Raw genomic sequence first — 25,150 nt, 5'->3', positions numbered from 1 at the left:
GGGCCGGCTCACCATTCGGCGCGCGCGTTCCGGCCCATCAGTTGTTCGAGTGCCTGACGCGGCGACCAACGGCCCTCGATGACCCCCACCACCGCCTCGGTGATCGGCATCTCGACGCCGCGCGCCTGGGCGCGCTGCAGCACCGTGGCGGCGCTGTAGACGCCCTCGGCCACATGCCCCAGTTCGTGCAGGATGTCCGGCAAAGCTTTGCCCTCGGCCAGCTTCAACCCAACCTGCCGGTTGCGCGACAACGCACCGGTGGCGGTGAGCACCAGATCGCCGAGCCCGCTCAGGCCCATGAAGGTTTCGGCGCGGGCGTCGAGCGCGACGCCCAAGCGGGTGATTTCGGCCAGGCCGCGGGTGATCAAGGCGGCGCGTCCGTTCAAGCCGGCCTCCATGCCATCGGCGATGCCGGTGGCGATGGCCAGCACGTTCTTGACCGCACCTCCCACCTCCACGCCGACCGGGTCGGTGGAGGTGTAGATGCGCAAGGTGTCGCTGTGGAAGGCGTCGACCGCCGCCTGCCGCAGCCCGGCCTCGACGCTGGCCGCCACCAGTGCGGTGGGCTGCCCGCGCGCGACCTCGAGCGCGAAGCTGGGGCCGGACAGCACGCCCACATGGGCTTCGGGCCGCACTTCACGTGCGACCTCGTGTCCGAGCAGTCCGGTGCCCGCCTCGAAACCCTTGCAGAGCCAACAGATGCGGGCGCGGTCGGGCAGCTGTGACAAGGTGGACCGCAATGCAGCCATCGGTGTCGCCACGACGATGAGACCGTCGCGCGCATGAGCCAGCGCGGCCTGCAGATCGCTGCCGACCTGCAGCGAGGCCGGCAACGCGACCTCGGGCAGGTAGCGGGTGTTGCGGCGCTCGGCGCGCATGCGCTCGGCCTGCACGGCATCGCGCGCCCACAGCAGCGTCGGGTGGCGCGGCGCTGCGCTGAGTGCGAGCGCCGTGCCCCAGGCGCCGGCCCCCAGAACGGTGATGTTCATCGGGACGGCGACGGTCCTCAGGCCTTGGTGATGATGGGCGAGCCGCCGTTGGCGCCCTGGGCCTGTTGCTGCTGTTGCTGCGCTTCGTACATGGCCTGGAAGTTCACTTCGGCCAGGTGCACGGGCGGGAAGCCGGCGCGCGAGATCATGTCGGCCACCACGGCACGCAGGTACGGATAGACGATCTGCGGGCAGGCGATGCCGATGATGGGGTTGAGCTGCTCTTCGGGAATGTTGCGGATCTCGAAGATGCCGGCCTGCTTGGCCTCGACCAGGAACAGCGTCTTGTCCTTGAGCTTGGTGTGCACGGTGGCGACCACCGCGACTTCGAAGATCCCGTCGGTGATCGGTTGGGCTTCGAGGCCCAGGTTGATGTCCACCTGGGGCTGCTCTTGCTCGAGCAGGATCTGCGGCGAATTGGGCTGCTCGAGCGACAGATCCTTGACGTAGATGCGCTGGATCTGGAACACCGGGGTTTTGTCTTGGTCGGCCATGATAGTCGTCTTCCTCAAACGAAAAGCCCGCAACCGAAAGTGGTGCGGGCTGCATCACGCATTATCTACGAGCCGCTTCGCGGCTCGCTGCGGGTTGTATCAGGCCGAAGCGGCGTTACCGTTCAACAGCGGCATCAGGCCGCCGCGCTGGTCGAGTGCGATCAGGTCATCGCAACCGCCGACGTGGGTGTCGCCGATGAAGATCTGCGGCACGGTGCGGCGACCGGTGATTTCGATCATCTTGTCGCGCTCGGCCGGATGCAGGTCGACACGGATCTCATCGATCTCGCCGACGCCGCGTTGCTTGAGCAGCATCTTGGCACGCTGGCAGTACGGACACACCAGGGTCGTGTACATCTTCACGGGTTGCATGCACGGTCCTTCAACTGAGAGATGGGGCCACCAGCAGCGCCAGCAGCGGGCGTCACGACGCCGATTTCTGGATCGGGAGGTTGGCCTCGCGCCACGCGGCCAGACCGCCTGCGAGCGGCACGACCGTCTGATAGCCCAGTTTCTGCAGCGTAGCGACAGCCTTGCCAGCGCGTGCGCCGTTCGAGCAAACCAGGATCAGCGGCAGGGATTTGTTGGACGGCAGGTCCTTGGCACCGGCGGCGAGGCTGCCGAGCGGCACGTTGCGGGCCCCGGCGACATGGCCGGCGGCGTATTCCTTGGGCTCGCTGATGTCGATCACGACCGCCTTTTCACGGTTGATCATGTGCACCGCCTGGGCAGGGCTGACACCGCCACCGCGCGCACCGCGCGTGACCATCGGCCAGACGAGCAGCCCGCCGGACACGAAGGCCGCGAGGAGGAGGTACCAGTTGTCGATCAGGAATTTCACTTGAGGTGGCCCTCGGTTGGAGGAGGTCTGTAACGGGCGCGGATTATAGAATTGCGGGCTTTGCGTCCCGCCGGGCGCATCCAAGACCATACACACTCGCTTGCCTGGAGGCTGCCCGCATGTACAAGCTCGTGCTCATTCGTCACGGTGAATCCACCTGGAATCTCGAGAACCGCTTCACCGGTTGGACCGATGTCGATCTGACGCCCACCGGCGTCGAGCAGGCCAAACAGGCCGGCCGTTTGTTGAAGGCCGAAGGCTACGACTTCGACGTCGCCTACACCTCGGTGCTGAAGCGCGCCATCTGGACCCTGTGGCACACGCTGGACCAGATGGACCGCACCTGGCTGCCGGTGGTGCACTCGTGGCGTTTGAACGAGCGCCACTACGGCGCGCTGCAAGGCCTGAACAAGGCCGACATGGCCAAGCAGTACGGCGACGAGCAGGTGCTGATCTGGCGCCGCAGCTACGACACGCCGCCGCCCGCGCTGGACGCGAACGACCCGCGCGGCCAGCGCCAGGACGTGCGCTACGCCAAGCTGAAGCCCGAAGACATTCCGCTGACCGAATGCCTGAAAGACACGGTCGAGCGCGTGATGCCGTTCTGGAACGACTCGATCGCGCCGGCGCTGAAGGCCGGCAAGCGCATCGTGATCGCAGCGCACGGCAACAGCATCCGTGCACTGGTGAAGTACCTCGACAACATCTCCGACAACGAGATCGTCGGCGTCAACATTCCCAACGGCATTCCGCTCGTCTACGAACTGGACGCCAACCTGAAGCCGATCAAGCACTACTACCTGGGTGACGCCGAAGCCGCCGCGAAGGCCGCGGCCGCCGTGGCCAACCAGGGCAAGGCCTGAGGCTGAGGGACCCGCGGCTCGCCAGGCTGAACTGCCTTGATGAGGTTCAGCCTGCTTCGAGCCGTTGCAGGATCTGCTGACGCACGCGCTCGCCGAGCGCGCGCCGGTCGGCCCCCTGACTCGGCTCGGGCGACAGCAGGCTGACGCGCACGTTCAGCCGCTCGGCCGTCAACACCCGCCACAACGACACCAGCAAGGTCATGTTGCCGATATAAGCGGCCGCCGGACTGACCGGGTGGCGTGCGTCGCTGTAGCGCAGCGCGATGGGCTGCACCGGCGTGCCAGTGACGATGGCGGCCTGCAGCAAGTTGGCATGGAAGGGCAGCAGGCCGCGTCCGTCGCTGGTCGTGCCCTCGGGAAACACGGCCACTGTGCCGCCGGCCTGCAGCGCCTCTGCCACTTGGTGGACCACGCGCAAGGCGTCGCGGCGGCGCTCTCGCTCCAGGTACAGCGTGTCGGCTGCGGACACGAGGCGGTTCAGCAGCGGCCAGTGTTTGACTTCGGCCTTGGAGACGAACTGGGCCGGTGACACGGCGTTGATGGCCACGATGTCGAGCCAAGAGACATGGTTGGCGACGTACAGCTTGGCGCCGGGCAGCGGATGGCCCTCGATGTGCAGCTGCACACCCGCCAGCCGCAGCAACTGCTGCGACCATGTCGCGATACGTTCACGCCGTTGGTCGACGTCAAGGTGGCGCCAGCCGACGCTGACGATGCGCAGCCCCCGGCCGGCGTGCACGATCACGCGCCCCAGCCGCCAGGCGACCAGCGCCGCCTGCCCCACCACACGCAACGGCTTCAAGCGGCGCCCGGCTCGGGAGCGTCGAAGGCGACCTGCCCGGCCACCACCGTATAGCGCACCCGCCCGGGCAGCTCGTAGCCGGTGAAGGGCGTGTGGCGGCCCTGGCTGCGCAAGGCCGCGGCCTCGACCTTCCAGCGCGCACCGGGGTCGAACACGCAGACGTCGGCAACCCCGCCTTCGACCAGCCGGCCGGTGCTGGACGCCAGCGAGCCGAGCGCGTCACCGATCACACGCACCGGCTCGTGCGTGATGACGGCGAGCGTGCGCAGCAGATCGACGCGGCTCTCCTCGCCCCACTTCAGCGCCAGCTTGAGCAGCAGCTCGAGGCCGGTCGCCCCGGGCTCGGCTTCACCGAACGGCAAGGTCTTGGCGTCGTCGTCGACCGGGGTGTGGTCGCTCACCAGCGCGTCGATGGTGCCGTCCGCCAGGCCGGCGCGGATCGCGTCACGGTCGCGCTGCTGGCGCAGCGGCGGCGTCAGCCGCATGTCGGCATTGAAATAGCCGATGTCGACATCGGTCAGGTGCAGATGGTTGATGCTGACGTCGCAGGTGATCGGCAGGCCTTCGGCCTTGGCGGCGCGCACCAGGGCCAGCCCGGCGGCACTGCTGAGCCGGCACAGATGGACGCGGGCACCGGTGGTGCGCACCAGCTCGAAGATGGTGTGCAAGGCGATGGTCTCGGCGCTGACCGGCACGCCGGACAGACCCAGCCGGGTCGCCACAGCACCGCTCGCGGCGACGCCCTTGCCCAAATGCGGGTCCTGCGGGCGCAGCCAGACGGTGTAGCCGAAGGTGGCCGCGTACTGCAGTGCGCGCATCAGGATCTGGGTGTTCTCGAGCGCGATCTCGGCCTGCGAAAAGCCGACGCAGCCGGCTTCGGTCAACTCGGCCATCTCGGTCAGCACCTCGCCCTTCAGTCCACGCGTCAGGGCACCGAGCGGATAGAGGCGCGACTGGTTGAGGTTGCGCGCGCGGAACTTGAGCATCTCCACCAGGCCCGGTTCGTCGAGCGCGGGGTCGGTGTCCGGCGGGCAGACCAGGCTGGTGACACCGCCGGCCACCGCCGCGGCCATCTCGCTTTCGAGCATGCCTTCGTGCTCGTAGCCGGGCTCGCGCAGCCGGGCGGCCAGGTCGACCAGGCCGGGGGCGACCACCAGCCCGGTGGCGTCGAGCGTGCGATCCGGCTGAAAGTCGGGGCTGACGCTGCCGATGGTCACGATGCGGCCGGCGGCGATCGCCACGTCGGCCAGGGTGTCGCTGCGGCTGGCGGGGTCGACCAGGCGGCCATTCTGGATCAGGATCTTCATGATGAGTGCTGTCTCTTTCCCGTCCTCAAGCCTCGTTGCCGGCGATGATGGACATCACGGCCATGCGCACCGCGATGCCGAAGGTCACCTGAGGCAGGATCACGCTCTGCTTGCCGTCCGCCACGGCAGAGTCGATCTCGACGCCGCGGTTGATCGGGCCGGGGTGCATCACGATGGCGTCGGGCTTGGCCAGGGCGAGCTTCTCGGGCGTGAGGCCGAAGTTCTTGAAGAACTCGCCGGCCGACGGCAGCAAGGCGCCGCTCATGCGCTCGTTCTGCAGCCGCAGCATGATCACGACGTCGGCATCGCGGATGCCTTCCTTCATGTCGTGGCACACCCGCACGCCCATCTCTTTCAGGTCGCCAGGCACCAGCGTCTTGGGGCCGACCACCCGCACCTCGGGCACGCCCAGCGTGGTCAGTGCATGGATGTCGGAGCGGGCCACGCGCGAGTGCACGATGTCGCCGACGATGGCCACGGTGAGATTGGTGAAGTCGCGCTTGTAGTGCCGGATCGTGTACATGTCCAGCAGGCCTTGCGTCGGATGCGCATGGCGGCCGTCGCCGGCGTTGACCACGTGCACATGCGGCGCGCAATGCTGGGCGATCAGGTAGGGCGCGCCCGATTCGCTGTGCCGCACCACGAACATGTCGGCATGCATCGCGCTCAGGTTGGCGATGGTGTCGAGCAGGCTTTCGCCCTTGGCGGTGGACGAGCGGGCGATGTCGAGGTTGATGACGTCGGCGCTGAGCCGCTTGGCGGCGATTTCGAAGGTGGTGCGGGTGCGGGTGCTGTTCTCGAAGAACAGGTTGAACACGCTCTTGCCGCGCAGCAGCGGCACCTTCTTCACTTCGCGATCGTTGACGCTCAGAAAGGTTTCGGCGGTGTCGAGGATGTGATGGAGCACCGCGCGGGGCAGCCCTTCGATCGACAGCAGGTGGATCAGCTCGCCGTGCTGGTTGAGCTGGGGGTTGCGCTTGTACAGCATGGCGTCCTCTTCAGGGCTGGACGGACTTGATGTCAAAGCTGAAGCGGCCCTGCTCGTCGCGGACCAGCGACAGCCGCTGGGTGTGCGGCAGCGACACGCGCGCCGCCGAGAACGAAGGTTGGATCGGCAGCTCGCGGCCGCCGCGGTCGACCAGCACCGCGAGCGTGACGCTCGCCGGGCGGCCGAAGTCGAACAGCTCGTTGATCACCGCGCGGGTGGTGCGCCCGGTGTAGAGCACGTCGTCGATCAGCAGGACGTGACGGTCGCGCACGTCGAACGGCAGCCGGGTGTGGTCGCCGCCGCCGGCCAGGCCGCGCGACTCGAAGTCGTCGCGATGCAAGGCGCTGGAGATCACGCCGTGTTCGCCGGGCAGCCCGAGGTCGCGCTGCAGGCGCTCGGCCAGCCACGCGCCACCCGACCAGATGCCGACCAGAGCAGCGTCGTGGCGCAGCAGCGGGCGCACGCCGGCCTGCAGGTCGAGGTAGAGCGCTTCGGCATCGAGGTGCAATGTCGTCATGGCGACGGGTTCTCCCGGAGGAATTGTTCAAGGATCAAGCAGGCCGACGCGGCGTCGGCGTCGCGCGCCCCCATCGATTTCGCCTCGGTGGTCGTGTAGCGCTCGTCGACCTCGTGCACCGGCAGCCGGAAGCGCCCATGCAGTTGCCGGCCGAACCGACGGGCGCGCACGGTGTTCTCGTGGGCCGCGCCGTCGGGGTGGAATGGCACGCCGATCACGAGGGCATCGGGTTGCCACTCGGCGATCAGCTTGCCGATCGCCGTGAAGCGGGCGTCGCCCTCGGCCGCGATGGTGCGCAGCGGTTGCGGGTTGCGCGTGAAACTGTTGCCCGCCGCTGCGCCGACCCGCTTGAGGCCGAAGTCGAAAGCGAGATAGACGAAATGGCGAAGGGGGGTGGCAGCCTCGGGCGAGGCGCTCATTGCCGCACCCTAGGACGGTGACGGGCGGCCCCGCCAAGAGGCGACGCGCGCTCGGGGCGGCCCAGCGCCGCGCTCATGCGTGTCCGGCCTCCTGCGTCAACATGCTGGGATGGATGCCCAGCAGCGACAGGGCGCGCTCATAGCGGTGTTCGACGGGGGTATCGAAAATGACATGGGGCTCGGCGGCGACGGTGATCCAGCCGTTGCGCGCGATCTCGTCTTCGAGTTGGCCGGCGGTCCACCCGCTGTAGCCGAGCGTGACCAGCACGCGCTTGGGGCCGGCACCGTTGGCCAGGGCCTCGAGCACGTCCTTGCTGGTCGTCATCTCGAGGCCACCGGGGATGGGCAGCGAGGAGTTGTAGTGCTCGCCGACAGTCTCGTGCAGCACGAAGCCACGCTCGGTCTGCACCGGCCCTCCGAAGAAGACCGGGGCATCGGCCAGGTCGGCCCGGTCGAGCGTCAGGTCGACCTTCTCGAACAGGTTGCGCAACTTGATGTCGATGGGCTTGTTGATGACCAACCCCAGCGCCCCACGCTCCGTGTGCTCGCACAGATAGACGACGGCACCCGAGAAGGTGTCGTCGGCCATGCCGGGCATGGCGATCAGGAACTGGTTGGTGAGGTTGATGCTGGCGGGATCGGCGGCCATGCAGCGATTCTATTCCTCTGAGAAGATCGGCCCGATGGAGAAAGTCCTTGACTCGGCCTTGGTGTGGTTCCGACGGGACCTGCGGCTGCACGATCACGCGGCCCTTTACCATGCCTTGAAGGCCGCACGCCGCGTCTGGTGCGTGTTTGTCTTCGACACCGAGATCCTCGACCCGCTGCCGCGCGCCGACCGGCGTGTCGAGTTCATCCGAGATGCCTTGGTCGAGCTCGATGCGACGCTGCGCGCCACCACCGCGCAACCGGGCGGCGGCCTGATCGTGCTGCACGGCCGCGCGGTCGACGTGCTGCCCGCGCTGGCCGACACCTTGCACGTGCAGGCGGTCTATGCCAACCACGACTACGAGCCCGCCGCCAAGGCGCGCGACGCGCAGGTGTTGGGACGCCTGGCCGACCTCGGCATCATGCTGCACACGTCCAAGGATCAGGTGGTGTTCGAGGCTGACGAGGTGCTGACCGCGGCGGGCGGCAGCTACAGCGTCTTCACACCCTACAAGACCGCCTGGCTGCGCAAGCTCGACGGCTACTACCTGCGGGCCTACCCGACCGAACGCTATGCCGACGCACTCGCGCCGCGTCCGCCCGAGTTGCAACGGCCGGTGCCCATGCTCGCCGAGCTGGGCTTTGCGCCCACCAACCTGCATGAACTGCAAATGCCCCCAGGCGCGCAGGGCGCCGAGGCCTTGCTGGACGACTTCCTCGACCGCATCGATCGCTACGAGGACAGCCGCAACTTCCCGGCGCTGAAAGGCCCCAGTTACCTTTCGGTGCATCTGCGCTTCGGCACGGCGTCGGTGCGTCACCTGGCCCGGCTGGCTTGGGACCGTGCGCGCGCCGGCTCGCGGGGAGCCGAGGTGTGGCTGTCGGAGCTGGTCTGGCGCGACTTCTATCACCAGGTGCTGCACCATCACCCGCGGGTCGTGACGCACAGCTTCAAGCCGGAGTACGACGCCATCCGCTGGGAGCACGGCAAACACGCCGACAAGCTGTTCGCGGCCTGGTGTGAGGGACGCACCGGCTATCCGCTGGTGGACGCCGCGATGGCGCAGTTGAACCAGACGGGCTACATGCACAACCGGCTGCGCATGGTGACCGCCAGCTTCCTCTGCAAGGACCTCGGCGTGGACTGGCGGCGCGGCGAGCGCTATTTCGCGCTGCAACTGAACGACTACGACCTGGCGGCCAACAACGGCGGGTGGCAGTGGGCCGCGTCCACGGGCTGCGATGCGCAGCCCTATTTCCGCATCTTCAACCCGGTCAGCCAGAGCCAGAAGTTCGATGCCGAGGGCAAGTTCATCCGCCGCTACCTGCCGCAACTCGCCAAGCTGCCCGATGCGGCCATCCATGCCCCGTGGCTGGCGCGGCCGGTCGAGCTCGCCGCGGCGGGCGTGACCTTAGGGCAGGACTATCCGGAGCCCATCGTTTCGCACGAAGACGCGCGGCAGCGCACGCTGCAGCGGTATGCCGGGGTGAAGTCGGTCAGCAAGTGAGGTGGGCGAGCACCCCGGGTGGCCCTGTGTTGCGCCGCAGCTAGGCGGCGTGGCAGCCTCAGAACAGCTCGATGTCGCCGACCTTGGTCGAGTCCTTGAGCAGGCCCCGGCGCACCAGGTCGCCGTGCCCGCACACCTGGTTGCGGCCGTGCTGCTTGGCGTAATAGACGGCCTGGTCGGCACGTTCGAAGGCCGCGCTGGGCCCATCGCCTGGCAGCACCTCGGTGAAGCCGATGCTGGCCGTCACGGTGCCGACCTGCGGAAAGCCATAGCTTTCCATGTTCAGGCGCAAGCGCTCGAATGCGTTTTCAGCGTCGGCTTCGTTGGAGCAGCGCAGCAACACCACGAACTCCTCACCGCCGAAGCGGTAGAGCCGGTCCTGGAAGCGGAAGGTGCTGCGCAGGATGCGCGCCACCAGCAGCAGCACCTCGTCGCCGATCAAGTGACCGAAGCGGTCGTTGACCTGCTTGAAGTGGTCGATGTCAACCACGCCCAGCCAGTGCGTGCTGCGCACCGGTTCGTTGCGCCGCTCGCCTTCCCCGGACGGCGCGCCCTGGGCATGTGCCGTCTTGAGAAAGGCCTCGTCGAAGGTCTTGCGGTTGAGCAAGCCGGTCAGCGTGTCTCGCTCGCTGTAATCGAGCAAGCCGTGGAAGTTGCGGTAGATGCGCAGGATGCTGTTGACCATGCGCTGGTTGGCCTCGGGCAGCGCCTCGGCGCTGTCGACCTCGACCACGCCGATGGCGTCGCCCTCGGCGAGCATCGGAAACAGCGTCAAGGTGCGGCCGTCGGCGCCGGCTCCGACCACAATATTTTGCGTATCGATACATTCGCAGCGCAGCGCCACGCTGGCCTTGGCCGGCAGGTCTTCGAACGCCACCCAGGGGGGGTCGGACACCGCGGTCACCTGCCCTTCGTCGAGCCGGGCCCGTAGAAGCCAGCGCTGTTGCCCGGTTTCGCCGACCAACTTGTGCACGGACACGCCGCAGGGCTGGAGCAGGTCCATCAGGGCATGAGCCAGGGTCACATCGAGGAGATCCCGGTCACGGTAGCCCGTCAGTGCGGCGAGGTGATCAATGGCGTTGGGCATAGGCAATGTCTGGCGTTCGACATGTCGAGGCGACCTTAGCACGGACACGGCAGGCCGGCCACCGGCGATGCCGAGGGACCTCGGCATCGCCGCGGCGGCGCTGCGGCCGGGGCGCGACGCTCGCCGTTCAACGGCGGCGCGCGGCCTCGGCCTGGATCGGGGCGGCGGGTGCTCGCCAGCGTACCGGCGAGCCGGTCGTCAAGTGTTCGCGTCGGCGGTCGCCATGTCGGCAGTGTACCGAGCGATCAGTCCCAGCAGTTCCTCTTCGCTGTAAGGCTTGCCCAAATAGTGGTTCACCCCCAATTCCGCCGCATAGTCGCGGTGTTTCTGGGCGATCCGCGAGGTGATCATGATCACCGGCAGGTGGGCCAGGCGCGCGTCGCCACGGATATTGCGGGCCAGGTCGAAACCGTCCATGCGAGGCATTTCGATGTCGCTGAGGACCACGGCCGGGCGCTCTTCCGCGAGGCGCTCGAGCGCTTCCAGACCGTCCTTCGCCAGCGACACCCGATAGCCTTCGCGCGACAGCAGACGCTGCGTGACCCGGCGCACCGTGAGGGAGTCGTCGACCACCAGCACCAGCGGCGTGACCGGCACCTCCGGCTGCAGCGGCTGGACCGGCAGCGCGGGCTGCCCGCTTTCCCCGGCACGCAGTGCCGAGTGAGTGAGCGCTCGCGCCGCGTCGCCATACACCGTGGCGAGCGCAACCGGGTTGTAGATCAGCGACACGGCACCGGAGGCCAGCAAGGTCATGCCGGCGAGGCCGGGCAGGCGAGACAGCTGCGGGCCGAGGTTCTTGACCACCACTTCATGGTTGCCGAGCACTTCGTCCACGTGCAGCGCCACCCGTTGTTGCGCGCTGCGCACCACCACGATCGCGGCCGTGCGGCCGAAGTCGGTGCCGCGGCCACTGGACTGCAGCAAGGCGCCGAGCCAGAAGAACGGCATCGGCTGGCCGGCCATCGTGTAGACGCCGGACTCGTAGCTGCGGTGCACTTCGTCGGCCGGGCTGCGGCGGACGATCTCGACCAGGTTGGACGGCACCCCGACGGTCAGCGTGCCGACGCGCAGCATCACGATCTGCGTCACCGCGGTGGTCAGCGGCAGCACCAGCTTGAAACTGGTGCCCTGACCGGCGCTGGTGGCCGTCTCGATGCGACCGCCCATCGCGTTGACGTCGGAACGCACCACGTCCATGCCGACGCCCCGCCCTGCCAGCTCGGTGACCGTTTCGGCGGTCGAGAAGCCGGGGGTGAAGATCAGGTTGGCCAGATCGGCATCGCTCGGCTGCGCATCGGCCGCCTGCAGGCCCATCGCGACCGCCCGTTGCCGGATCTTGTCGAGATTCAGGCCGGCGCCGTCGTCGCGGAACTCGATCGACACCTCGTTGCCTTCCTGGTGGACGGCCACGACGATGTTGCCCACCGGCTCCTTGCCGGCTTCGGTGCGCACCTGCGGTGCTTCGATGCCGTGCGTGATGCAGTTGCGCAGCAGGTGTTCGAAGGCGCCGGTCATCCGCTCCAGCACACCGCGGTCGACTTCGATCGAGCCGCCGACGATGTCGAGGCGCACCTGCTTGCCGGTTTCTTTGGCAGCCATGCGCACGACGCGGTACAGACGCTCCGACAACCCCTCGAACTCCACCATGCGGGTGCGCAGCAGGTCGTCCTGCAGTTCCCGGGTCAGGCGGGCCTGGGCGGCGAGTTCGTCTTCCGCGGTCTCGAGCGTGCGCTGGAGCGTGCGCTGCACGGTCGCCACGTCGTTGACCGACTCGGCCATCATCCGGGTCAGTTCCTGGAAGCGGGTGAAACGGTCGAATTCGAGCGGGTCGAAACTGTTGCCTTCGGCCTTGGCGGCCTCCATGCGCGACGCCATCTGGGTCTCGGCCTGCAGCTCGATGTCGCGCAACTGCTGGCGCAAGCGCTCCAGGTTGTCGGTCAGATCGCCGAGCGAGCCCTTGATCTGCGCCACTTCCGACTCGAGGCGCGCGCGGGTGATGCTCACCTCGCCGGCCTGGTTCACCATACGGTCGAGCAACTGGGCGCGCACGCGCACGGCCGCTTGGCCGGTCGTGCCTGCCGCGCGCGCTGCCGGGGCGTTGCGGACCGAGGAAGTGGCCGCAAAGCGCGACCAGTCGATCTCGGCCCCGGCGCTGCTCAGGGCGGCCGGTGTTGCGGCCGGGCGCGGCGCCTCGGCAGCCTCAGGCGGCCGGGCCGGCGGCACCGACTCGAGCGCCGGTGCCGCGGGGGCTTCGATCGGCGCGGGCGTCGGGGCAGCGGCAGCCGCGGCATGCAGGCGATCCTGCACGTTGGCGGTGGCATCGGCGTAGGCCTGCGCGTCGTTCGCACGCAGTGCGTCGAACACCGCCGACAAGGCGTCGACCCGTGCTTCCAGCGGCTCGATGTCGGCCACGCTCACGTCGCCGCTGACCAGCAGGCGCTCGATCCCGGTTTCGAGACGGTGCGCCATTTCGCCCAGACGCATCGCACCCGCCAGGCGGGCGCCACCCTTGAAGGTGTGCAGCGTGCGCATGCAGGCGTTGGCGTGCTTCAGCTCCTCGGGCTGGCGCAGCCAATCACGCATCTCGTTGGCGAGCTGGGGCAGCAGTTCCTGGGCTTCCTCTTCGAAGATCGGGAACAGGTCTGCGTCGACCGCGTCGACTTGGTCGATGTCGTCGTCGATGTCGAGCCCGCCGGGCAGGCCGGTGACGTGGGTCGGCGTCGGCGCGGCGGCGTCGAGGCTCGAGAGCTCCTTCAATTCGGTACGGCCCAGGCCGAGGTCAGCCATCGCAGGCAGCGTCTCGGGCACCACAGGCGGCATCGGCTCGGGCTCGCGGGCCTCGAGCACCGGCGCGGGCTCGGCCGGGGTTCCCTCGGCCACCGGTGTCGCGGCGAGGTCGATCTCGACCTCGACCGCCTCGGGCTGTGCGGGCGCCGGCTCGATGGTTTCGGCTGCCAGCGGCGCGTCGTCGTGCTGGGGTTCGAGGTCGGGCTGGGCCGGCGCTTCGGCCTCGACCGGCTCGGCGACGACCGGCGTCTCTTCGAAGTCGCCGCTGGTGGTCGCGGTGTCACCGTCGAGCCGCGCGTTCATTTCCTCGAGCAACCGGGCCGACTCGATCTCGTGCGCAGCGAGGCGTTCGAGCAAAGCCGGGGTCGGCTCTTTCAGGAAGCCGGCGGCGAACTGGTGCAGCAGGTGGCGGATTTCCTCGGCCACATCGACGAACAGGCGCGCCTCGTCGGTCGAGCCGCTGCCGAGCGCTTGCGAGCGCATCAGCGCGTGCTCCAGCCGGCGGGCGAGCTGGGACAGGTCGGTGAAGCCGACGGTGGCGGAACTGCCGGCCAGCGAGTGCGCCAGTGCCACCGGCGTTTCGCCGACCGGACGGTGCAGCTCCATCGCCCATTCGGCCACTTCGGTGGTCAGACGGCGCGACAGTTCGTCGGCTTCGGTCAGGTAGATGTTGAACAGCGGAATGCTGATGCGCAGCGGGCCGACCACCTTGACCTGGTCGTTGACCGGCTCCTGCGCGGCCTGCTCTTCGGCGGGGGCAGCGGCGAAAGGCAGCGCCACGACGTTTTCGGCCGTGGCGGCGACGTCTTCCTCGGCCGGCTCGCCGCCGGCGGCTTCGACCGCCGGTTCTTCGGCGCCCGGAAGGTCGAGTTCGAGATCGAAATCGATGTCGAGTGCCGGCAGTTCGCCCAGGTTCGCATCGGCCACAGTGGGCTGGGCGAGGTCTTGCGGCGCCTCGGCAGGTGCGGACTCGAAGCCCTCGAAGGCGTCGAGCGACAGCTCTTCGACCTCCGCAGCCGGCACGTCGGCCGGCAGTTCGCGGGCGTCCACCGGGGCGCTCTGGCCTTCGCTCGGCGGCACCAAGGCCGCGCCGCCTTCGAAGGCAGCCAGGTCGAGCTCGAGGTCGCTGATTTCAGGCAGCGCCGGGGTCTCTTCCGTTGCAGCCGGCTCGGCGGCGGCCTCGGCAGCGATCGCTGCCGGCGCGGCCGGTTCGGCCACCGGGGGTGCGGAGACCACCGCGGCGGGCGGTGCTGCAGCATCCAGCGGAATACGGCGGCCTTCGATGCGCAGGGCATCGGCCACGGCGCGCACTGGCCCGCTGTGGTGGCTGGGCGGAATGCGCTCGGCAATTTCACCGACCCAATCGGCCAGGTATTGCAGCACCTCGCCGGTCAGCTCGCGCAGATCGTCGTTGGCCGGGCGTTGCTCGGCCAGCCACATGTTGTAGAGCTGCTCGCAGGCCCAACCGGCTTCGCCGAAGTCGTTCAGCCCGACCATCCGCGAGCTGCCCTTGAGCGTGTGGAAGGAGCGGCGCACCACGGTGAGCTGCTCGATGTCGTCGGGCGACTCGACCAGGCGGTCGAGCGCCTCGCCGGCGTGGGTCATCACCTCCTGGGCTTCCTCCAGGAAGATGCTGCGCATCTCGTCGTCTTCCTCGAGACCGGAGCTGGTCGCAGGGGTGGTGTCGAGGCGCGGCGCAGGCGCTGCCGCCGACGCAGGCTCGGGCGGCGCCAGCGTGATCGCTTCGGAGGCGGTCGAGACGAAGTCGGCCATCGCCTGCGCCACCTGCTCGCGCGCGTCCTGCGCGTCGGCCTGGCCCAGTTCGACTTGCTGCACCGCCTCTTGCGCGGACGACAGCGACGCCACCAGGGCGGGCTGGTCGGCCACGATGGCTTCCTGCGACAGCTTGGTGAGTTCGGCCGACACGGCCTCGAGCGGGACGTCCTCGCGCACCGCCACTTCGGCCAGCGTCTGGGCCTGCTCGATCAAACGCGGCTCGAGCAGCGTCAGGCCGGCCGGGGCCTCTTCGACCTCGGCAGCCGGCGCGGTGGTGCCGGTGCGGCCCATGACGGGCTTCAGCTCGTTGCGCTGGGCGTCGAACACGAACAGCTGCTTGGCCATCTGCGGCTGGTAGCTGAGCATGTCGATCAAAAAGCCGAGCGCCCCCAGGTTGCCGGCCAGCTTGTCGAAGGTGCCGGCCTCGGCGGCACGCGCCGGGTCGGCTTCGGTGGCGATCAGGTCGTCGACCACTTCGCGCATCTTCAGCACCGCTTGCGAGGCCTGGTCGAGGCCCAGCACCGACAACACGCCGCGCATCGCGGCGAGTTGGTTGGGCACGCTGAGCAGCAGGCTGCGGTCGGTGGGATTGCGGAAGAACAGGTCGATGTTCTTTTCGGCGTCCGTCAAAGAGCTGCGCAGTTCCTGCACCACGCTGCCCATGGTCTGGCGGTCGGAGACCCGGCGGTACAGGTCTTCCATCCAGGGCTCGAGGGGCTCGGGCGGCTGGCCGCTGCGCACCGCGTCGATACGCTGGGCCAGGCGGCTGGTGCGCGCCTCTTGCTCGGGATGGTCGAAGTCGACGTCTTCCAGCGAGGCTTCGAGGTAGAGCACGCTGGTGGCGACTTCCATCGCCAGCGGCGGCACCGGGCTCGCGTTGCTCTCGACCGTTTGTTGCACCGCGTGTTGCAGTGCGTCGGCCAGCGCTTCGCCGGCTGGGTAGATCTTGCGCAGCGAGTCGCCCACCAGGCTGAACTGCTCGTTCAGGCTGGGCAGGCGGTGCATCTCGCCACCTGCCACGGCCGACCAGGAGTCCTTGGCCGCGGCGACACGCTTGCGTGCCTGCACCAGCAGCCCCGGGTCGAAGCGGCCCAGTTGAGCGACCTCGTAGTTGATCGCCTGGTCGCCACCGAGGCCGTACGCGGCGCGCACCGACGCAAGCCGCGGCGCCACCGAGGCATCGGGCAGGTTGCACTGGGCGCAGAAAAACAGCAGGTCCTGCGCCAGCCGCTCGGACACCGCCGATTCGCCGCGCTCGAGCATGCTGAACTGCGCCAGGATGCGCGACGCCACGCGCTTGCTGTAGACATCGGGCTTCAGCAGGCCCTTGGCCTGCCCCTGGAAGAACGCGGAAGCGAGTTTCCAGAAGGTCGACACCTGCGGATTGGTCGCGCTCGCGCCCAACCCGCCGCACAGGTCGCTCAGCCGCGCGGCTGCCGGGCCGGGGGCCGGGCTGCGCATCACGTTCAGCAGCATGCGCTCCAGCTCGGCGCGAGTGCCCTGGTCGGGCTCGCGGGCCGCCACATCGGGCGCGGAGGGCAGCTCGAGCCATTGCCAATCGACGGTCCACAGGTCGGCCGGATGCACCCGGTCAGCACCCACCAGCTCTTGCACGGCGCGGTACTGCGGGAACAGGGCCACTGCGGACACCTGGCGACCCGCCAGCACGCGCGCGAGGTAGTCGAGCAGCGCGAACGAGGCCTTCTCTATGGTTTCGACCGCGGCACCGTTCAGCTTCTGGGGCTTCTGAACAAAGCGCTGCACCGCGGCTTCCGACGCGCGCAGCACCGTGGCGGCGGCCGGCATGCCGACCAGTTCGAGCGCGCCGACACCCTGGTGCAGCTGCTGCCGCGCGGTGCGCAGCACGGCCGGGTCGACGTCGTCGACGTCGGAGCCCACGACGCCCTCCGACTCTTTGAGAAATCGACGCAGCGCCTTGTGCGCTGCTTCGAGCGACTTGCGCAGCTCTTCCTGCACCCATGCCAGGGCGCTCAGGTCATCGCTCGTCATCGTGTCGCGGTTACTGTCCATCCAGTGCCCCGTCCGGATTCATCGGGAAGTACAACCCGAAATACGTTGTCCAATTGCAAGCAGGGGCGGCAGTGCCGCCCCTTCGTCCGTTCGCGGCCTCAGCCGATCTTGAATCGAGACACCGACTGTTTGAGTTCTTCCGCGCTCTTCGACAACTCGCGCACCAACTGCGCTGTCGAACGCGTGCCCTCACCGGTCTGCTCGGTCACCGCGAAGATGTGCTGGATGTTGCCAGCCACCACGCTGGCCGATTCGGCCTCGCGGGACGCTTGCGTCGAAATCTGTCCAATCAGGTCTGCCAGCTGGCGCGACACCTTGTCGATCTCACCCAGCGCGGTACCGGCCGCATCGGACAGCTTCGCCCCTTCGACCACACCCTGCGTGGAGCGCTCCATAGCGGCCACCGCGTCTTGCGTGTCGGTCTGAATGGTCTTCACGAGTGCGGCGATCTGGCGCGTCGCGTCAGCGGAGCGTTCAGCCAGACGCTGCACTTCCTCGGCCACCACCGAGAAGCCACGACCTGCTTCACCGGCGGACGCGGCCTGGATGGCGGCGTTCAGGGCCAGCACGTTGGTCTGTTCGGTAATGTCGGAAATCAGCTCGGTGATCTCACCGATCTCCTGCGACGACTCGCCCAGACGCTTGATCCGCTTGGAGGTTTCCTGAATCTGGTCGCGGATCGCGTTCATACCGCCGATGGCGTTCTGCACCGCTTCCAGACCCGATTCCGCAGCGTCCAGCGACTGGCGCGCCACCTGCGCCGATTGTTGCGCTTGGTTCGACACGTCGTTGATTCGGCTCGCCATCTGCAGCACCGACTCGCCGGTGTCGCGGATCTCGCGCAGCTGCTCGGTCGACGCGGCCAGCAGTTCGGTCGAGGTAGCCTCGACCTGCTGCGTGGTTTCGGTCACGCGCGACACCGTGCCCTGCACCTGCGACACCAGCGTGCGCAGCTCTTCCACCGTGTAGTTCACCGAGTCGGCGATGGCGCCGGTGATGTCCTCGGTCACGGTTGCTTGCTGCGTCAAATCGCCCTCGGCCACCGTCTGCAGTTCGTTCATCAGACGAAGAATAGCGGCCTGGTTGGCGTCGTTGACGCGCTTGGCTTCCTGTTCCTGACGTTCGGCTTCCAGACGCTGCTGTTCGGCGGTCAACGCACGCTGACGCTGGTCTTGCAGGTAGACGTAGGCGAGACCACCGATGCCCAACAGGGCCAGCGCGATCGACGCCACCAGCAAGGCGATGCTCAGTCCCCCGAAACCGGCCTCGTTGGACAGGCGCTCCTGCACGTCTTCGAGGCCCTTACGCAGCGGCTCGCTGTCGGCAATGATGGCGGCCTGCGCTTCACGGGCCGACACCAGGCCCTGCAGATTGCCCAGGATGGCGCCGGCTTGCGTGCGGGTCTGCTCATAGAGCTCCAGCAGCGCGGTCAGGCGTTCCTTGGTCTGTTCGTCCTTGGTGCCCGGCAGGCGCAGCTCGGGGCTGCCTTCGGACAGGCCTTGCGCGATCTCGCGGAAGGAGTTCAAGTCCTTGCCCAGCAGGAACACCGCCTCGGGGCTCACGCCTTCCATCGTCAGGAATTCGTTGGCCGACTTACCGATACGCTGCGTCAACATCACCAGCTGACCGGCAGCCGAGATTTCGGCCGGCGTGGCGTTCTGCTGCAGCTTGAGGGAGGCGATCGTCTCGGCGATTTCGAGCAGGTCGGACGACTGACGGTTGATTGCGCGCAGCGCCTGTCCCACCTGGGTCAGGATCTGCTGCTGCGACATCACCGTGTTGGCGTTCTTCTCAGCGCGCTTGACGATCGGCATCAACGGCTCGAGGGCCGTGCGCACGTCGGTCGAAGCGGCCAGGTGCGCGGTTTCGCCTTGGCCCTCGCCATTCAGGCCGAGCACGTCGCGCACCAGCACCGAGGTGCTTTCCTTCACTTCGGGGAAGGCCTGCGGGCTGCCCACCAGCGCCTGCGACACCGACTTCGCCAGCCGCTGCGACTGCATCAGCGCCTGACCGGAGGCTCGCACCTGGTCGGCCACCTTGTTGGCCGCGTTCTGCGACAACACCGTCACCAGCACCAGGCCGACCAGACCGGTCACGGTCATACCGCCCAGCAGACGCTGCTGCTGACCCAGTGGCAAATGCCCGATCAGCGGCACCGACACGCGCGGACCGAGGTCGCCGCCAGCCTGCATGCGCGTCTCGGCGAACTCGCCGGGCATCTCCGAAGGCGCCGCCTCCGAGATGATCGAGGAATCCTGCTGCGTCACGGTCGATGCGGCGCCCCGGTCGATGGCGATGGCGCCATCCGGCCCCGGCAACGGCAGATCGTCGAGCCGGGGGGAGACCTCATCGTAAGCGTCGGCCGAGTGGCCCGCCGAGGACTTCCTGCCCGAACCTTTAAACTTGTTGATGAACCCCATATTTCCCTCTAGCTTCTCGTCCCTGGGCCTCAGCCCACAATCTTCAAAAAGGCCTCGTCCGCGGCCAGCGCGCCCAGGCTCAGTTCCTGCCATTTGCGCCCTTGTGCGTCGCGGTAACGACCGCCGACGAACGCGGGCTTGCCATGCAGCTCGTCAGTGTCGGGCTGCAGTTGTTCCTTGCTGCGCAGCCCCGACAAACGCTCGACGAGCAGTGCGCAATTGACTTCGAGCATCGGGTTGAAGGCCACCAGACGGGCCTGATCCCTCACGCTGTCGCTGGGGGCAACACCGGCGGCGGTATTGCGAAAGCCGAGGAAACCGGCCAGATCGACCACGCCGTGCAGTCCACCGCGCAGATTGGCAACGCCGATGAACCACGGCGCCGTGTGCGGCACCCCGATGTAAGCCCCGAAGGGAAAGATCTCGCCTGCGTCCGACAGCGGCAGCAGGAAGCCGTGCCCGGCCGCCTCGACCGCCAGCCAGTTCGCGGTACGCGCTTCGGTGCGGGCTGCCTGCAGACGTTCTGCCAGCCGGCTTTGCAACTCCCGTAGCGCCTCTTTTTTCGCCATTCTTCTCGCCTGTGTGCCTGTGTGATCTCGCGCCGGAGACGCGGTGGTGCGCCTCGCGTGGGCCCGGTCAGTCGAACGCGCGGATCTTGGAGATCAGTTCATCCGCGTCGACCGGCTTCACGACGTAATCGCGCGCGCCTTGACGCATGCCCCAGACCTTGTCGGTTTCCTGGTTCTTGCTGGTGCACATGATGACGGGAACGTCGGCAAAGTTCGGATCGCGGGTGATCGCGCGGGTGAGCTGGAAGCCGTTTTGGCCCGGCATCACGACGTCCATCAGGATCAGGTCGGGCTTCTCTTCTCCCAACCGGCGCATCGCCTCCTCGCCGTTCTCGGCGGTGCGAACGCTGTAACCCTTCTTGGTCAGCAATTCGGACAGGTGGTGCAGTTCGGTCTTGGAGTCATCGACCAACAGGATCTTCTTGACTGGCATGGCGCTTTCCTCGCTCGGTGCCGCCGCCGGCGGCCTCTCATGAACTTCAACGTGTGCGCACGCAGGCTGCGTGCGGAATCTGGGAGTACGGGGCGCCCTTGGCGCCCGGTGCTCAAGCCACCCGGCTGTACTGCTCCACGGCCTGGAGCAGCTGGTCTTTCGTGAACGGCTTGGTCAGGTAGTCTTCGGAGCCCACCATGCGGCCGCGTGCCTTGTCGAACAGGCCGTCCTTCGAGGACAGCATGATCACCGGCACTTGCGCGAACTTGGGATTGCGCTTGATGATGGCGCAGGTCTGGTAGCCGTCGAGACGGGGCATCAAAATATCGCAAAAGATCAGCTGCGGCTCATGGTCGTTGACCTTGGCAAGGGCATCGAAGCCATCTTCAGCCAGCACCACCTCGTAGCCCCCCTGCTTCAGGAAGATTTCCGCGCTGCGGCGGATGGTGTTGCTGTCATCGATGACCAGTACCTTGGTGGCGGCATCCACCTGCATAGCGTTGTCGCTCACTCAGCCCTCTCCTCAACGACTTTTCGTAGCTCAATTACGATTAAATCTGCACCATCTCGAAGTCTTCCTTGCGGGCGCCGCACTCAGGGCAGGTCCAATTCATTGGGACATCTGCCCAGGCAGTCCCCGGCGCGATACCATGTTCCGGGTCGCCTGCGGCCTCGTCGTAGATCCATCCGCAGATCAGGCACATCCAAGTTCGAGACACACTCACTTTGTATCAGTTTCACTACAATGATGCGAGTCATTGTAGCCTTCCGAAGACACCAAACTACGAGGGTCTGTGCGAACTTACACGTGATTGTTCACGTAGACTTTGTAACCGCGCCACCCGCCGAACCGGCTGCTCATGACCACCGATCCCAACTCTCCCGATATCACCCAAGACGACCCGCAGGACATGACAGGGCCGGCCTGCGTGATGACCTTCAACGCAAACGATCCGAGCGGCGCCGGAGGGCTGGGCGGCGACGTCGCAACGATCTCGGCAATGGGCGCCCATGCGCTGCCGGTCGTCACCGCGGTGCTGCTGCGTGACACCGCCGAGGTGTTCGACCACCAGGCCATCGATGAAGACGCGATCGTCGAACAAGCCCGCAGCATCCTCGAAGATGCCGCGATTTCGGCCTGGAAAGTGGGGTTTCTCGGGAGTGCCGAGGGGGTCAGTGCTGTTGCAGAGGTGCTGAGCGACTACCCTGACGTCCCGCTGGTGTCCTACCTGCCCAACCTGTCGTGGATGGAAGAAGCCGACCACGAGGCCTACCACGAGGCGTTCCGGGAACTGGTGCTGCCCCAGACCGAGGTGCTGGTGGGCAACCACAAGACGCTGACCGATTTCCTGCTGCCCGACTGGGAGGCCGACCGCCCGGCGTCGGCCCGTGAACTCGCCGGCGCCGCCGCCGAGCACGGCGCCCGCTTCGTGCTCGTGACCGGCGTGCAACTGCCCGACCAGTACGTCGACAACGTGCTCGCCTCGGCCGAGGGCCCGATCACCGGCGAGAAGTTCGAGCGCTTCGACACCTCCTTCGTCGGCGCCGGCGACACGCTGGCGGCCGCCCTGGCGGCGATGCTGGCCAACGGCGCCGAATTGCACATGGCCACCGCGGAGGCGCTGGCCTTCCTCGACCAGACACTTGACGCCGGCTTCCGCCCCGGCATGGGCTCGGTGGTTCCCGACCGCTTCTTCTGGGCGCAGCCGCCCGCCGAAGAGGGCGAAGAACTGCCGGCCGGCTCCGATCTCGAGACCTCCCACGACCCGCGACATGTCCACTAACGCCGCCCTGTTCGAACGCGCGCAGCGCGTCATCCCGGGCGGCGTGAACTCGCCCGTGCGCGCCTTCCGGGCGGTCGGCGGCACGCCGCGTTTCATCACGCGCGCCGAAGGTGCCTACCTGTACGACGCCGAGGGCCGGCGCTACATCGACTACATCGGCTCCTGGGGCCCGATGATTCTCGGCCACGGCCACCCGGCCGTGCTCGAAGCGGTGCAGCGCGCCGTCACCGAAGGCCTGTCGTTCGGGGCACCGACCGAGCGCGAGATCGAACTCGCCGAAGAAATCCTCAAGCTGGTGCCCTCGATGCAGCAGGTGCGGCTGGTCAGCTCCGGCACCGAAGCGGCGATGAGCGCGATCCGCCTCGCGCGCGGCGCCACCGGCCGGCCGATGCTGATCAAGTTCGAGGGCTGCTACCACGGCCACGCCGACGCCCTGCTGGTCAAGGCCGGGTCGGGGCTCGCCACCTTCGGCAACCCGACCAGCGCCGGCGTGCCGCCGGAGGTGGTGCAGCACACGCTGGTGCTCGAGTACAACAACCTCGAGCAGCTCGAAGCAGCTTTCGCGCAGCACGGCGCGCGGCTGGCCTGCGCAATGATCGAGCCGATCGCCGGCAACATGAACTTCGTGCGCGCCAGCCTGCCCTTCATGCGGCGGCTGCGCGAGCTGTGCACACAGCACGGCGCCTTGTTGGTGTTCGACGAAGTGATGACTGGCTTCCGCGTCGGCCTGCGCAGCGCCCAGGGCTTGTATGCCGTCGCGCTGCCCGGTTTCGTGCCGGACCTGAGCGTGTTCGGCAAGGTCATCGGCGGCGGCATGCCCCTGGCGGCCTTCGGCGGGCCGCGCGACATCATGCAGCAGCTGGCACCGGTCGGCGCGGTCTACCAGGCGGGCACCTTGTCGGGCAACCCGGTGGCGACGGCCTGTGGCCTGGCGACGCTGCGCGAAATCCAGAAGCCGGGCTTTTTCGACGCCCTGACCGCCAACACCCGCTCGCTGGTCGAGGGGCTGGCGGCGGCGGCACGGGACGCCCGTGTGCCCTTCGTGGGCGACAGCGAGGGCGGCATGTTCGGCTTCTTCTTCGCATCCGATCTGCCGCAGCACTACAGCCAGGTGATGAGCACCGACAAGGAGCGCTTCAACCGCTTCTTTCACGCGATGCTCGAGCAAGGCGTCTACCTCGCCCCGGCCCTCTACGAGGCCGGCTTCGTCAGCGCAGCGCACAGCCGCGCCGACCTCGACGCCACCGTGGCGGCGGCGCGCAAGGCCTGGGCGGCCTGAGGCGCCACGGCACAAGCGCGACCGCGCCGCAGAAACCGATCCAGCGCGGGGCCTTCAGGCCCCGTTTTGCCGTCCATGTCGAGCCGGAGCGCCCTCAGTGCGCCAGCCGGCCCGCCTCCCCCGGCCTCAACGCGTTGGCTTCATAGACCTGTTTGAGCCAGTGGAAGCTGTCCTTGGGTGTGCGTTTCAAGGTCTTGAAATCGACGTGAACGAGGCCGAACCGCATCGTGTAGCCCCAGGCCCACTCGAAGTTGTCGAGCAGCGACCAGGCCGTGTAGCCCTTCAGGTTGCAACCCGAACGGATCGCGCGGTGCAGCGCGATCAGGTGGTGCTCGTAGTAGGCGATGCGCCGTCCGTCGCGCACCCGGCCGTCGGCGTCCGGCTCGTCGTTGTAGCAGGCGCCGTTTTCGGTGATGTAGACCGGTGGGTTGCCGTAGCGATCGCGCAGCCACAACAACACCCGATAAAAACCTTCGGGAAAGTGGGCCCAACCGATATCGGTGTGCTTGAAGCCGGTGACGTCGACCGAGCCGACGTTGAGCAAGGCCGCCAGCTCCTGGGTGACATCGCCCGTGCGCTGTAGCGGGGTGGGCGTGTCGTGGGCCCGGGTGTAGCTGCCGGTGTAGTAGTTGATGCCGAGGAAGTCGGTTTTGCTGGAGATGATCTCCATGTCGCCCGACTCCACCGGCGGTTCGACGCCGAGCGCGGCATAGCGCTGCAGCATCTCCTCGGGATAGTGGCCCCGGTAGATCGGGTCGAGATACCAGTTGTTGAACCATTCGAGCCCGCGACGGCAGGCGTCCAGGTCTTCCTGGCGCTGCGAGTACGGCTCGCGCCAATCGACGTTAGGGGCCATGCCGATCTCGCCCGGCAGCCCCAGTTCGCGGAACTTGCGCACCGCGAGGCCATGGGCCAGCAACACGTGGTGCGCGGCCGACACCGCCGCCTGGTGATCGCGCAGCCCCGGCGCGTGCTCGCCCATCTGGTGCGACAGGTTGGCGATACACCACGGCTCGTTCATCGTGATCCACAAGCGCACCCGCCCCGCCAGCGCCTTGAACACCGCCTCGGCATAGGCGACGAAGTCGTGTGCCGTCTGGCGCACCTGCCAGCCCCCCTGGTCCTGCAAACACTGCGGCAGATCCCAGTGGTACAGCGTGAGCATGGGCTCGATGTCCGCGGCGATGAGCGCGTCGACGAGCCGGCGGTAGTAATCGAGCCCCTTTTCATTGACCGCCCCGCGGCCGGTCGGCACCACCCGCGGCCAGGCCACCGAGAAACGGTAGGTCTTGGCGCCCAGCGCCTTGAGCAGGGCCACGTCCTCGTCGATGCGGTGATAGGAGTCGCAGGCCACATCGCCGTTGTGCGCTTCGCGCACGCGGCCGGGCTGGCGGGAGAACGTGTCCCAGATCGACGGGCTGCGCCCGTCCTCGTCGTGGGCGCCCTCGACCTGATACGAGGACGTGGCGGCTCCCCACAGGAAGCCGGATGGGAATTTGAGCAGCGACATTTGTTTGACTTGCGAAAGAAGGTCGCAGGATAGCAGTCGTGAAAGCGCTTTCAAATACCCAAACCCGAGGAGAAACCCGGGGCGTAGCCGCCTTGCAC

Annotated in this window: 22 protein-coding genes; 4 read left to right on the top strand and 18 right to left on the bottom strand. The window is 67.7% G+C overall.

The genetic code is table 11. The features are described 5' to 3' along the window. Positions 1-8: 8 nt before the first annotated feature. From AAW51_RS05440 to AAW51_RS05425, 4 genes are all read right to left on the bottom strand, one after another. Positions 9-989: an NAD(P)H-dependent glycerol-3-phosphate dehydrogenase gene (locus AAW51_RS05440; RefSeq protein ID WP_047193790.1), complete on the bottom strand. Its 981-nt coding sequence runs from the start codon at positions 987-989 to the stop codon at positions 9-11. Between the two features lie 17 nt (positions 990-1,006). Beyond that, complete coding sequence (gene secB / locus AAW51_RS05435; protein WP_047193789.1) at positions 1,007-1,483, bottom strand: protein-export chaperone SecB; 477 nt, start codon at positions 1,481-1,483, stop codon at positions 1,007-1,009. A 99-nt stretch (positions 1,484-1,582) separates the two neighbouring features. Further along, the gene (gene grxC / locus AAW51_RS05430) at positions 1,583-1,855 is read right to left on the bottom strand and encodes a glutaredoxin 3 (RefSeq protein WP_047193788.1); all 273 of its coding nucleotides are present in this window, start codon (positions 1,853-1,855) and stop codon (positions 1,583-1,585) included. 52 nt (positions 1,856-1,907) lie between these two features. Beyond that, positions 1,908-2,324 (bottom strand): rhodanese-like domain-containing protein, encoded by a 417-nt coding sequence (locus tag AAW51_RS05425; protein ID WP_047193787.1) that lies wholly within the window; start codon positions 2,322-2,324, stop codon positions 1,908-1,910. A gap of 119 nt (positions 2,325-2,443) precedes the next feature. Between AAW51_RS05425 and gpmA the strand changes: the two genes are divergently transcribed. After that, complete coding sequence (gene gpmA / locus AAW51_RS05420) at positions 2,444-3,187, top strand: 2,3-diphosphoglycerate-dependent phosphoglycerate mutase (protein WP_047193786.1); 744 nt, start codon at positions 2,444-2,446, stop codon at positions 3,185-3,187. 46 nt (positions 3,188-3,233) lie between these two features. On the opposite strand, the gene AAW51_RS05415 is transcribed toward gpmA, so the two are convergent. The 6 genes from AAW51_RS05415 to AAW51_RS05390 all read right to left on the bottom strand — a co-directional run bounded on the left by AAW51_RS05415 (position 3,234) and on the right by AAW51_RS05390 (position 7,869). Further along, positions 3,234-3,989 carry a lysophospholipid acyltransferase family protein gene (locus AAW51_RS05415; RefSeq protein ID WP_083438093.1) on the bottom strand — a complete coding sequence of 252 codons (756 nt, stop codon included), beginning with the start codon at positions 3,987-3,989 and terminating at the stop codon, positions 3,234-3,236. Next, positions 3,986-5,296 carry a dihydroorotase gene (locus tag AAW51_RS05410; RefSeq protein WP_047193785.1) on the bottom strand — a complete coding sequence of 437 codons (1,311 nt, stop codon included), beginning with the start codon at positions 5,294-5,296 and terminating at the stop codon, positions 3,986-3,988. Before AAW51_RS05410 ends, AAW51_RS05415 begins: the two co-directional genes overlap by 4 nt. A gap of 25 nt (positions 5,297-5,321) precedes the next feature. Next, a complete protein-coding gene (locus AAW51_RS05405; RefSeq protein WP_047193784.1) occupies positions 5,322-6,284 on the bottom strand; it encodes an aspartate carbamoyltransferase catalytic subunit in 963 nt (320 codons plus the stop codon). 10 nt (positions 6,285-6,294) lie between these two features. Continuing rightward, positions 6,295-6,801 carry a bifunctional pyr operon transcriptional regulator/uracil phosphoribosyltransferase PyrR gene (gene pyrR / locus AAW51_RS05400; protein ID WP_047193783.1) on the bottom strand — a complete coding sequence of 169 codons (507 nt, stop codon included), beginning with the start codon at positions 6,799-6,801 and terminating at the stop codon, positions 6,295-6,297. Next, complete coding sequence (ruvX, locus tag AAW51_RS05395) at positions 6,798-7,220, bottom strand: Holliday junction resolvase RuvX (protein WP_047193782.1); 423 nt, start codon at positions 7,218-7,220, stop codon at positions 6,798-6,800. Before ruvX ends, pyrR begins: the two co-directional genes overlap by 4 nt. 73 nt (positions 7,221-7,293) lie before the next feature. Continuing rightward, entirely contained in the window at positions 7,294-7,869 is a 576-nt protein-coding gene (locus AAW51_RS05390) for a YqgE/AlgH family protein (RefSeq protein ID WP_047193781.1), read from the bottom strand. Between the two features lie 34 nt (positions 7,870-7,903). On the opposite strand from AAW51_RS05390, the gene AAW51_RS05385 reads away from it, so the two are divergent. Further along, a complete protein-coding gene (locus AAW51_RS05385) occupies positions 7,904-9,376 on the top strand; it encodes a cryptochrome/photolyase family protein (RefSeq protein ID WP_047197446.1) in 1,473 nt (490 codons plus the stop codon). A gap of 58 nt (positions 9,377-9,434) precedes the next feature. On the opposite strand, the gene AAW51_RS05380 is transcribed toward AAW51_RS05385, so the two are convergent. The 7 genes from AAW51_RS05380 to AAW51_RS05350 form a co-directional block, all read right to left on the bottom strand. Next, complete coding sequence (locus tag AAW51_RS05380) at positions 9,435-10,463, bottom strand: GGDEF domain-containing protein (protein ID WP_047193780.1); 1,029 nt, start codon at positions 10,461-10,463, stop codon at positions 9,435-9,437. Between the two features lie 198 nt (positions 10,464-10,661). Then, positions 10,662-17,057, bottom strand: a complete 6,396-nt coding sequence (locus tag AAW51_RS05375) for a hybrid sensor histidine kinase/response regulator (protein ID WP_047193779.1) — start codon at positions 17,055-17,057, stop codon at positions 10,662-10,664. 98 nt (positions 17,058-17,155) lie between these two features. Continuing rightward, positions 17,156-19,477, bottom strand: a complete 2,322-nt coding sequence (locus tag AAW51_RS05370) for a methyl-accepting chemotaxis protein (protein WP_047193778.1) — start codon at positions 19,475-19,477, stop codon at positions 17,156-17,158. A 29-nt stretch (positions 19,478-19,506) separates the two neighbouring features. After that, entirely contained in the window at positions 19,507-20,046 is a 540-nt protein-coding gene (locus tag AAW51_RS05365; RefSeq protein WP_047193777.1) for a chemotaxis protein CheW, read from the bottom strand. 67 nt (positions 20,047-20,113) lie between these two features. After that, positions 20,114-20,479 (bottom strand): response regulator, encoded by a 366-nt coding sequence (locus AAW51_RS05360; RefSeq protein ID WP_047193776.1) that lies wholly within the window; start codon positions 20,477-20,479, stop codon positions 20,114-20,116. A 112-nt stretch (positions 20,480-20,591) separates the two neighbouring features. Continuing rightward, entirely contained in the window at positions 20,592-20,975 is a 384-nt protein-coding gene (locus AAW51_RS05355; protein WP_047193775.1) for a response regulator, read from the bottom strand. A 55-nt stretch (positions 20,976-21,030) separates the two neighbouring features. Continuing rightward, complete coding sequence (locus AAW51_RS05350; RefSeq protein WP_047193774.1) at positions 21,031-21,183, bottom strand: rubredoxin; 153 nt, start codon at positions 21,181-21,183, stop codon at positions 21,031-21,033. 156 nt (positions 21,184-21,339) lie between these two features. On the opposite strand from AAW51_RS05350, the gene thiD reads away from it, so the two are divergent. Next, positions 21,340-22,263, top strand: coding sequence for a bifunctional hydroxymethylpyrimidine kinase/phosphomethylpyrimidine kinase (gene thiD, locus AAW51_RS05345; RefSeq protein ID WP_047193773.1), 924 nt, complete (start codon positions 21,340-21,342; stop codon positions 22,261-22,263). Continuing rightward, on the top strand, positions 22,253-23,542 hold the full coding sequence (gene hemL, locus AAW51_RS05340; protein WP_047193772.1) for a glutamate-1-semialdehyde 2,1-aminomutase: 1,290 nt from the start codon (positions 22,253-22,255) through the stop codon (positions 23,540-23,542). Before thiD ends, hemL begins: the two co-directional genes overlap by 11 nt. Positions 23,543-23,636: 94 nt before the next feature. Here the strand turns inward: hemL and AAW51_RS05335 are convergent, their stop codons facing one another. Then, the gene (locus AAW51_RS05335) at positions 23,637-25,052 is read right to left on the bottom strand and encodes a GH1 family beta-glucosidase (RefSeq protein ID WP_047193771.1); all 1,416 of its coding nucleotides are present in this window, start codon (positions 25,050-25,052) and stop codon (positions 23,637-23,639) included. Between the last annotated feature and the right edge of the window lie 98 nt (positions 25,053-25,150).

Origin of the sequence: Caldimonas brevitalea (assembly GCF_001017435.1) — a bacterium.
Lineage (GTDB): Bacteria > Pseudomonadota > Gammaproteobacteria > Burkholderiales > Burkholderiaceae_C > Caldimonas > Caldimonas brevitalea.
Note: the sequence above shows the minus strand (reverse complement) of the source record. Positions and strands in the feature narration are given on the sequence as shown.

What these genes read in the sequence shown, in the direction of transcription:
- AAW51_RS05440 (WP_047193790.1), bottom strand. Translation starts at nt 989, where the DNA reads ATGAACATCACCGTTCTGGGGGCCGGCGCCTGGGGCACGGCGCTCGCA.
- secB (WP_047193789.1), bottom strand. Translation starts at nt 1,483, where the DNA reads ATGGCCGACCAAGACAAAACCCCGGTGTTCCAGATCCAGCGCATCTAC.
- grxC (WP_047193788.1), bottom strand. Translation starts at nt 1,855, where the DNA reads ATGCAACCCGTGAAGATGTACACGACCCTGGTGTGTCCGTACTGCCAG.
- gpmA (WP_047193786.1), top strand. Translation starts at nt 2,444, where the DNA reads ATGTACAAGCTCGTGCTCATTCGTCACGGTGAATCCACCTGGAATCTC.
- AAW51_RS05410 (WP_047193785.1), bottom strand. Translation starts at nt 5,296, where the DNA reads ATGAAGATCCTGATCCAGAATGGCCGCCTGGTCGACCCCGCCAGCCGC.
- AAW51_RS05405 (WP_047193784.1), bottom strand. Translation starts at nt 6,284, where the DNA reads ATGCTGTACAAGCGCAACCCCCAGCTCAACCAGCACGGCGAGCTGATC.
- pyrR (WP_047193783.1), bottom strand. Translation starts at nt 6,801, where the DNA reads ATGACGACATTGCACCTCGATGCCGAAGCGCTCTACCTCGACCTGCAG.
- ruvX (WP_047193782.1), bottom strand. Translation starts at nt 7,220, where the DNA reads ATGAGCGCCTCGCCCGAGGCTGCCACCCCCCTTCGCCATTTCGTCTAT.
- AAW51_RS05390 (WP_047193781.1), bottom strand. Translation starts at nt 7,869, where the DNA reads ATGGCCGCCGATCCCGCCAGCATCAACCTCACCAACCAGTTCCTGATC.
- AAW51_RS05385 (WP_047197446.1), top strand. Translation starts at nt 7,904, where the DNA reads ATGGAGAAAGTCCTTGACTCGGCCTTGGTGTGGTTCCGACGGGACCTG.
- AAW51_RS05380 (WP_047193780.1), bottom strand. Translation starts at nt 10,463, where the DNA reads ATGCCCAACGCCATTGATCACCTCGCCGCACTGACGGGCTACCGTGAC.
- AAW51_RS05375 (WP_047193779.1), bottom strand. Translation starts at nt 17,057, where the DNA reads ATGGACAGTAACCGCGACACGATGACGAGCGATGACCTGAGCGCCCTG.
- AAW51_RS05370 (WP_047193778.1), bottom strand. Translation starts at nt 19,477, where the DNA reads ATGGGGTTCATCAACAAGTTTAAAGGTTCGGGCAGGAAGTCCTCGGCG.
- AAW51_RS05365 (WP_047193777.1), bottom strand. Translation starts at nt 20,046, where the DNA reads ATGGCGAAAAAAGAGGCGCTACGGGAGTTGCAAAGCCGGCTGGCAGAA.
- AAW51_RS05360 (WP_047193776.1), bottom strand. Translation starts at nt 20,479, where the DNA reads ATGCCAGTCAAGAAGATCCTGTTGGTCGATGACTCCAAGACCGAACTG.
- AAW51_RS05355 (WP_047193775.1), bottom strand. Translation starts at nt 20,975, where the DNA reads ATGCAGGTGGATGCCGCCACCAAGGTACTGGTCATCGATGACAGCAAC.
- AAW51_RS05350 (WP_047193774.1), bottom strand. Translation starts at nt 21,183, where the DNA reads ATGTGCCTGATCTGCGGATGGATCTACGACGAGGCCGCAGGCGACCCG.
- thiD (WP_047193773.1), top strand. Translation starts at nt 21,340, where the DNA reads ATGACCACCGATCCCAACTCTCCCGATATCACCCAAGACGACCCGCAG.
- hemL (WP_047193772.1), top strand. Translation starts at nt 22,253, where the DNA reads ATGTCCACTAACGCCGCCCTGTTCGAACGCGCGCAGCGCGTCATCCCG.
- AAW51_RS05335 (WP_047193771.1), bottom strand. Translation starts at nt 25,052, where the DNA reads ATGTCGCTGCTCAAATTCCCATCCGGCTTCCTGTGGGGAGCCGCCACG.